This is a genomic window from uncultured Thiodictyon sp. (assembly GCA_903837595.1).
Classification (GTDB): Bacteria; Pseudomonadota; Gammaproteobacteria; order Chromatiales; family Chromatiaceae; genus Thiodictyon.
In genome coordinates this window covers 1-7340 of sequence record CAILVI010000435.1, presented here as the reverse complement: position 1 = coordinate 7340, position 7340 = coordinate 1, and the positions used below count along the sequence as shown (strand labels likewise).

Below are 7340 nucleotides of genomic sequence, written 5' to 3'. Positions count from 1 at the left end.
GGGGAGGGGAACGGCCAAGGCGCCCGCCACTTTCATCTTGCGGGGTGGTGCGGGCGCCATGGCCGTTAGCCGGTGGCGGTTCCCGACCTATCCGAGGAAATTCTGCGGCTCCTGCACGCCGGACCGGCTGAAGCCTTGACCTCCGGTGGCCGCAACGACGATCAAGACGTCACTGTTCACCCCGACTTCACCCAAACTTCACCGACTTTCACCTGAACTCGACTAGGGTTTCACGCGGCAGGTCCAGACTGTCCCGGTCCATCAACCGACCGGAGACCGCCATGCAAAAGACCCTTCTCATCAAGGCCGCGCTCACCGCGGCACTCGCTCTGGCCCTGCTGGTGCCACTGGAGATGATCCACAACACCGTCGGCGAGCGCCAGGCCCGCCAGGCGACCGTCGTCCGGGAGGTGGCGGCGAGCCTCTCCGGTGCCCAGACCCTGGGCGGCCCGGTCCTGGTCTTCCCGTATGCATTGGAATGGACCGAGACGGTCCTGGAGGACATCGCCAACGCCCCGCCCGGGACCGCCAGCCGGGTACAGCGCGAACACCAGCGCCGCAGCGAGGGGCGCTGGGTGGTGCTGCCGAGCCTGGCCGACTGGTCCACCCACGCGACCACTGATTTCAAGCGACGCGGGCTGTTCAAGGCCCTGGTCTATGATCTGACGGCCACGGTGACGGGGCGCTTCGAGGTCTCGGTCACACCGGCCCTGCCGGGTGTGCGCGAAGGGGTCAAAGTGACCTGGGGGACGCCCTTCGTCAGCGTCTTCGTCAGTGACACCCGCGGGCTCGCGAGCACCCCGCAACTGACCTTGGACGGGGCACCATTGAACTTTCGTAACGGCAGCGGGCTCGCGGCCCTGCCCGACGGGATTCGGGCAGACGCCGTTGCACTCAAGCCCGGGGCGGCCCTGTCCCTGCCCTTCTCGCTGACGCTGGCGGTGCGCGGAACCGAGGCCGTGGACTTCCTCCCGCTCGCAGAGACCACCCGGGTCGCGATCGATTCACCATGGCCGCACCCGAGCTTCGACGGCGCCTTCCTGCCGCTGCCACGCGATCGGGCAGGCACCGTCGCCGGCTTCAGCGCCCGCTGGGAGGTCACCGCCTTGGCGACCAAGGCCCCCGCGGCCTTCACCGCTGCCGCGCGTGAGGGTCGCGCCTGGGAGCGGGCCTACCGGGACGCCTTTGGCGTGCGTTTCATCGAGCCCATCAACGTCTATTCCATGGCGGACCGGGCACTGAAATATGGCTTTTTGTTCGTCGCCTTGAGCTTTGCCGCCTTCTTCCTGTTCGAGTTGCTCAAGTCACTGCGCATCCACCCCGCCCAGTATCTGCTGGTTGGGCTGGCACTGGCCATTTTCTTCCTGCTGCTGCTGAGCCTCTCCGAGCAGGTCCCGTTCACCCTGGCCTATGCGTTCGCGGCCGGCGCCAGTATTGCGCTCCAGGGGTTCTACCTCAGCCATGTGCTGGGGAGCGCGCGGCGGGGATTGGGCTTCGCCGGACTGCTCGCGGCCCTGTTCGCGGCACTTTACGGGCTCCTGATCAACGAGGACACCGCGCTGCTCATGGGCTCACTGCTGCTCTTCGGACTGCTGGCCCTGGTCATGGTCATCACCCGCCAGCTCGACTGGTACAGCGTCGGAGCCACTGACCCGGGGCGCGCCACGGCACCGGCCGGCCGGACGCCTGATTGACGCCAGCGCGGAGGGTCGCCCTGAAGGGCGACCTACACCTGGCCCGGGTGTCTCACGAGTCTCACGCCAAGATCGCCTCCGCCCGTGATACCATCCCCGCCCATGCTGACCTACCCCGACATTGACCCCATCGCCGTCGCCATCGGACCCCTGCGCGTGCATTGGTACGGGCTCATGTATCTGGCAGGCTTTGCCCTGTCCTGGGCGTTGGCGCGCAGCCGGGCGGCGCGCCCTGGCTCGGGCTGGACCGCCGAGATGGTGGATGATGTGATCTTCTACTGCATCATCGGCGTCATCGCGGGTGGCCGGCTCGGCTACATGCTCTTCTATGGGTTCGACCAGATACTCGCCAACCCGCTGAATCTTTTTAAGGTCTGGGAGGGCGGCATGGCCTTCCACGGGGGCCTGATCGGGGTCATCGTCGCCATGTTGGTGTTCGCCCGCCACCAGGGCCTGCACTTTTTCCAGGTAGCCGACTTCGTGAGCCCGCTGGTCCCCACCGGCCTGATGTTCGGGCGCATCGGCAACTTCATCAATGGTGAACTGTGGGGGCACCGCACCGACCTGCCCTGGGGCCTGCAGCTCCCCTGCGCCCGGTTCCCAGCCGCCTGCGCGGACCAGCCCATCGGCACGCTGCTGAGCCCGGCGGTCCACCCGTCCCAGCTCTACGAGGCGGGCCTTGAGGGCCTCGCGCTCTTCCTGATCCTGTGGACCTTTTCCAGCCGCCCGCGGCCGATGATGGCCGTGTCCGGGCTCTTCCTGTTGCTCTACGGGTGTTTCCGTTTCTCCATCGAATTCGTCCGCACACCGGACGTCCAGTTGGGCTATCTCGCCTTCGATTGGCTTACCATGGGGCAGATCCTGTCCACTCCGATGATCCTGTGCGGCGCACTGTTTCTGTTACTCGCCTACCGCCGCCGCTAGAGGAGCCGGGGCGTCCCGCCCCGGCGGCAAAGATTTCTGGGCGGGACGCCCCGACTCCTCTCTACCAGGGCCGGTACACCATCCCCGGAATCACCTTAGAGTCGAACACGGCAGGCATCTGCGCCACGAATGCGCGCAACTCCACCAGGTTCATATAGGTGCCATAGGAGGCCTTGGCCGCCTCCATCGGCATCTCGACCCAGTAGCGATCGGCCTCGCGTTCGCACAGGATCTGCAGGATGTGCTCTGCGGGGTCCATGATGCCGAGAAAGTCGTCCTCCGACTGTAGCCGCGGGAGTAGTTGCTCGCAGATGTTGCGGGCGCTCATCTCCACCGCGCTGGCGGAGGAGACCGATTCGCCGAAGCGGTCGAAGAGATAGTAGACGCGATAGTGCATGGTCAGCGGCCTACAGGTGGAACCCACCCGGGGGCATACCGCCACCCGGGAAACCGCCGGGGAATCCGCCCGGCATGCGACCACCGATGGCGCGCATCATCTTCGCCATTCCGCCGCCTTTCATCTTTTTCATCATTTTTTGCATCTGGGTGAACTGCTTGAGCAGTTGGTTAACGTCCTGTACCTGGGTCCCGGAACCCTGTGCGATGCGCCGTCGCCGCGACCCCTTGATGATCGCCGGGAACTGGCGCTCCTGGGGCGTCATCGAGTCGATGATCGCGGCCAACTTGCCCATCGCCTTATCGTTGACCTGATTTTTCATGTGCTCAGGGACCTGGCTCATGCCCGGGAGCTTATCCATCAGGCTCGCCATGCCGCCCATCTTGGTCATCTGCACCAACTGCTCGCGGAAGTCCGCCAGATCGAAGTCCTTGCCCTTCTTGAGCTTCTTGACCAGACGCTCGGCCTGCTCGCGGTCGACCTTGGACTGGACCTCCTCCACCAGTGAGAGCACGTCGCCCATCCCCAGGATGCGCGAGGCGACCCGGTCCGGGTGGAAGGGCTCCAGGGCTGTGGTCTTCTCACCCGTACCCAAGAACTTGATCGGCTTGCCGGTGATCTGCCGGATCGAGAGCGCCGCACCGCCGCGGGCGTCGCCGTCGGTCTTGGTGAGGATGATACCGGTGAGCGGCAGGGCCTCGTCGAAGGCGCGGGCCGTGTTGGCCGCGTCCTGACCGGTCATGGCATCGACCACGAACAGGGTCTCGACCGGCCGGATGGCGGCGTGGATGGCCTTGATCTCATCCATCATGGCCGCGTCGACGTGCAGCCGACCGGCGGTATCCACGATCAGCACGTCCTTGAACTGCTTGCGCGCCGTGTCCACGGCGTTGCGGGCGATGTCGACCGGGTTCTGCTCCCCGCTGCTCGGGATGAACCCGGCGCCCACCTCGGCGGCCACGGTGCGCAGTTGCTCGATGGCCGCCGGACGGTAAACGTCGCAACTGACCACCACCACGGTCTTTTTCTGCTTCTCCTGGAGCCAACGGGCAAGCTTCGCCACGCTGGTGGTCTTGCCCGAGCCCTGGAGCCCGGCCATCAGCACCACCGCGGGGGGCTGAGCGGTGAGGTCCAGGCGCTCGTTGGCCTCGCCCATCAGGGCGATCAGCTCGTCGTTGACGATCTTGATCAGGACCTGGCCGGGCGTGAGGCTCTTCATCACCTCCTCGCCCAAGGCCTTGGCCCGCACCTGCTCGACGAATTGGCGCACCACCGGCAGGGCCACGTCCGCCTCCAGCAGGGCCATGCGCACCTCGCGCATCGTGTCCTTGATGTTGTCCTCGGTCAGGCGCCCCTGACCCCGCAGGTCTTTCAGGACACGCCCGAAGCGCTCCTGGAGATTCTCGAACATACTTGCCCCCTAATGATCGCCCCGGTCGGCGCCGCTGTGTTCTAATGGTCGCGCCCGCCACCCGGCGATGTCGACACGCCCGGCACGCCGGATGCACAAGGTCAGACAGTATACCGCCCGCCGCGGCGTTTTCCCGATCGGCGGTTTATGAGATTATGCGCCGCTATGAAACATACCCTACTCGCCGTCACCGCCATCCTCTTCTACCTGTCCGCCACTGGCGCGATCGGGCTGCGCCTGTTCCGCTCGACGGACGTCTGGGTCCCCAAGCGCGACCTGGCGCTCTCACTCGGCTTTGCCGGACTGGTCCTGCACACCTGGTTGCTGTGGGACAGCATCTTCAGTCACACGGGACTTAATCTACTATTTTTCAATGCACTGGCCCTCACAACCTGGACCGTGATCGCGCTGCTCATGGTCTCCAGCCTGACCAAGCCGGTGGAAAACCTGGGCCTGATCCTGCTCCCGCTGGCCGCCCTGAGCATCGGGTTGGAGGCACGCTTCGGCGAGGTCGCCTTCATGAGCCCGGCGGCCGGCTGGGACCTGAAGGTCCATGTGCTGTTGTCGATGCTCGCCTACAGCCTGCTGACGCTGGGCGCGGTGCAGGCCGTCCTGCTGGCGATTCAGGACCATCACCTGCGCAGCCGCCAGCCTGGCGGTTTTGTCAGGGGGCTGCCGCCGCTCCAGACCATGGAAAGCCTGCTGTTCGAGATGATCGCGGCTGGGTTCGTGCTCCTGACCTTCGCGCTCCTGTCCGGGTTCGCCTTCCTTCAGAACATGTTCGCCCAGCATCTCGTCCACAAGACCGTGCTGTCGACCCTGGCCTGGCTGGTCTTCGGCGGGCTGCTGCTCGGGCGGTTCCGCTACGGCTGGCGTGGTCGCACGGCCATCATCTGGACCCTGAGCGGCTTCGTGATCCTGATCCTCGCCTACTTCGGCAGTAAGGCGGTGCTGGAACTCATGCTGCACCGCACGATGGGCTAAAATCGTTCGTGGGGCTTGCCCAGGACCCCACGAATAGTGCAAAATTGTCGTTCTGCTGACGGCGGCCACGGATGACCGGTCAGCGCGATTCCCCCTCAGCGGGGTAATCACTCGGGGCAGTAGCTCAGCTGGGAGAGCGCCGCGTTCGCAATGCGGAGGTCAGGGGTTCGATCCCCCTCTGCTCCACCAATTTAATTAGACAGTTAGCTAGCATTCTTAACTCCACTTCGCGATGTCGTGTGACCGGATTGTGACCCGGCATTGTCGAGGCGGGCTAGCGCCGACCGGGTGTTCTCTGGCGCCAGGTGGGCATATCGCTCGGTCATCCTGATCGTCGAGTGTCCCAGTACATCCCGCACCTCGGCCAAGGCGGCTCCCGCCTGGACCAACCACGCGGCGCAGGTGTGCCGCAGGTCGTGAATCCGAAAATCCACGATGCCGGATCGCTCGCACGCTGTCTTGAAGCCGTGCTTGATGTCGCCGATTCGCTCGCCAGTCGCATGGGCGAAGACCCACGGTGATCCTGGGCAGCGCGCCACACGGAAAGCGAGCCGCGATTGTAGCGCACGCAGGGCCTCGGCGTTGATCGGCACGGCACGACGCGTTCCGGTCTTGGTGTGGGCCCCCTCCAAGCGGATGACACGCTCGTCAAAGTCCACGCGCGACCACTCCAGACCCAACAACTCACCCTTGCGACAACCTGTGTTGATGGCGAGCCGAATAAAGTCAGGCAGATGTTCCGCCTGTTCTTCCAGGCCCGCAGCGTCGATCAGGGCCGCGGCTTCCTGGCTGGTTAGCCAGCGTAACCGACCTTCGGGCTCCCGCAACTTACGCCCGACCACTGGGTTCGCGACGTCCCATTCCAGTTCGGTCCGGGAAAAGTTCAGGGCCGCAGACAGTACACACAGTTCGCGGTTCACGGTACCAGGCTTGGCCCCGGCCCCGCGCCGATTGTTGATGTACGTCCGCACGCGCGCGGGCCCGATCTCCGCCAGGTCCAACCCGCCGAATGCCGCGCGTAAATGCACCGTGCAGTCTTGATCGCGGCGGAATCCGTTCGGACGCTTCTCCTGCTCCGCATGTTGGAGCCAGGCGCACATCAGATCCTCGAACGACCTGCTCGGCTGCTCGCCCCAGTGCTCGGCGCGGTAGGCTTCGAGTTTCCATTTCGCTTCGAGTGCGGCGGCTTCGGCCCGGTCCTCGGTTTCAGTAGAGCGTCTAACTCTCTTGCCGAACTTATCGATGTAACTGACCAACCAGAAAGGGCTTTTGATCCGTTTGTACGGCATTCGCTGGCGCCTCTGCGTTCTGAGAATTGCGGGAGAGTAGCACGCGTGTCACTGTTGGCAGGCGTACGAACTGCGGCGGTGGCACCACCCTCTGCACGCTCCACGAAGGCGCGCACGCTGGCGGCACTCACCCTCACCGCCCGGCCGATCCGCACCGGCGCCAGCTCGCCCGCGTCCAGAAGACGGCGTACGGTGCGCGGCGAGACCGACAGGGCCAACGCGGTTGCGTCCAGTGTCAGGGCCAGGGGTTCATTCACGATCGCGGTCCACCGGGGAGGCGTCGGAGCGAGGAGCGCTGTCGGTTCGGGCGTGGGCATGTCTGGTCTGTGCTGGGATGCATGACAGCGGCATGAATGCGACCAGCAAGATCGAGCGGGCGAGCCTGTTGAGTCTGAGTCACATGAAGGATTCCTTTGCTGTACGAGCGTTTGGCGGCGAAGGGGGCCGGAACTGAATCAGTCCTAGAAAACAGAATAGCACTTTTAAAGCTTTAAAAAAACACCAAACGCGCTTGATCACTGTTAACCCGTCTTCGACTATTCGCGCCTATTTTTCACGTAACCCATTGGTTGGCTTGCACCGCAGGGGCAAAGGTCGGCACTACACAGCGATTAGTGTATGGAAGCTTGGTGAGCGGCAGT

General features: G+C 64.6%; 6 protein-coding genes, 1 tRNA gene and 1 pseudogene. 4 read left to right on the top strand and 4 right to left on the bottom strand.

Annotation, left to right across the window (positions count from 1 at the left end):
- Positions 1 to 281 precede the first annotated feature (281 nt).
- A complete protein-coding gene (creD, locus tag QZY44_RS25860) occupies positions 282 to 1694 on the top strand; it encodes a cell envelope integrity protein CreD (protein ID WP_295454939.1) in 1413 nt (470 codons plus the stop codon).
- A 102-nt stretch (positions 1695 to 1796) separates the two neighbouring features.
- On the top strand, positions 1797 to 2618 hold the full coding sequence (gene lgt, locus QZY44_RS25855; protein ID WP_295454936.1) for a prolipoprotein diacylglyceryl transferase: 822 nt from the start codon (positions 1797 to 1799) through the stop codon (positions 2616 to 2618).
- Positions 2619 to 2679: 61 nt separating this feature from the next.
- Here lgt and QZY44_RS25850 read toward each other — a convergent pair whose 3' ends face one another.
- Entirely contained in the window at positions 2680 to 3015 is a 336-nt protein-coding gene (locus QZY44_RS25850) for a hypothetical protein (protein WP_295454934.1), read from the bottom strand.
- A 10-nt stretch (positions 3016 to 3025) separates the two neighbouring features.
- Positions 3026 to 4426 carry a signal recognition particle protein gene (ffh, locus tag QZY44_RS25845; RefSeq protein ID WP_295454932.1) on the bottom strand — a complete coding sequence of 467 codons (1401 nt, stop codon included), beginning with the start codon at positions 4424 to 4426 and terminating at the stop codon, positions 3026 to 3028.
- Positions 4427 to 4591: 165 nt separating this feature from the next.
- Between ffh and ccsA the strand changes: the two genes are divergently transcribed.
- Together ccsA and QZY44_RS25835 are read left to right on the top strand one after the other, a co-directional pair.
- Positions 4592 to 5410: a cytochrome c biogenesis protein CcsA gene (gene ccsA / locus QZY44_RS25840; protein WP_295454930.1), complete on the top strand. Its 819-nt coding sequence runs from the start codon at positions 4592 to 4594 to the stop codon at positions 5408 to 5410.
- A 113-nt stretch (positions 5411 to 5523) separates the two neighbouring features.
- A tRNA-Ala gene (locus QZY44_RS25835) sits at positions 5524 to 5599 on the top strand.
- A 14-nt stretch (positions 5600 to 5613) separates the two neighbouring features.
- On the opposite strand, the gene QZY44_RS25830 is transcribed toward QZY44_RS25835, so the two are convergent.
- On the bottom strand, positions 5614 to 6699 hold the full coding sequence (locus tag QZY44_RS25830) for a site-specific integrase (RefSeq protein ID WP_295454928.1): 1086 nt from the start codon (positions 6697 to 6699) through the stop codon (positions 5614 to 5616).
- A gap of 107 nt (positions 6700 to 6806) precedes the next feature.
- Positions 6807 to 7016: pseudogene (locus QZY44_RS35945) on the bottom strand (helix-turn-helix domain-containing protein); the annotation flags it as partial.
- Between the last annotated feature and the right edge of the window lie 324 nt (positions 7017 to 7340).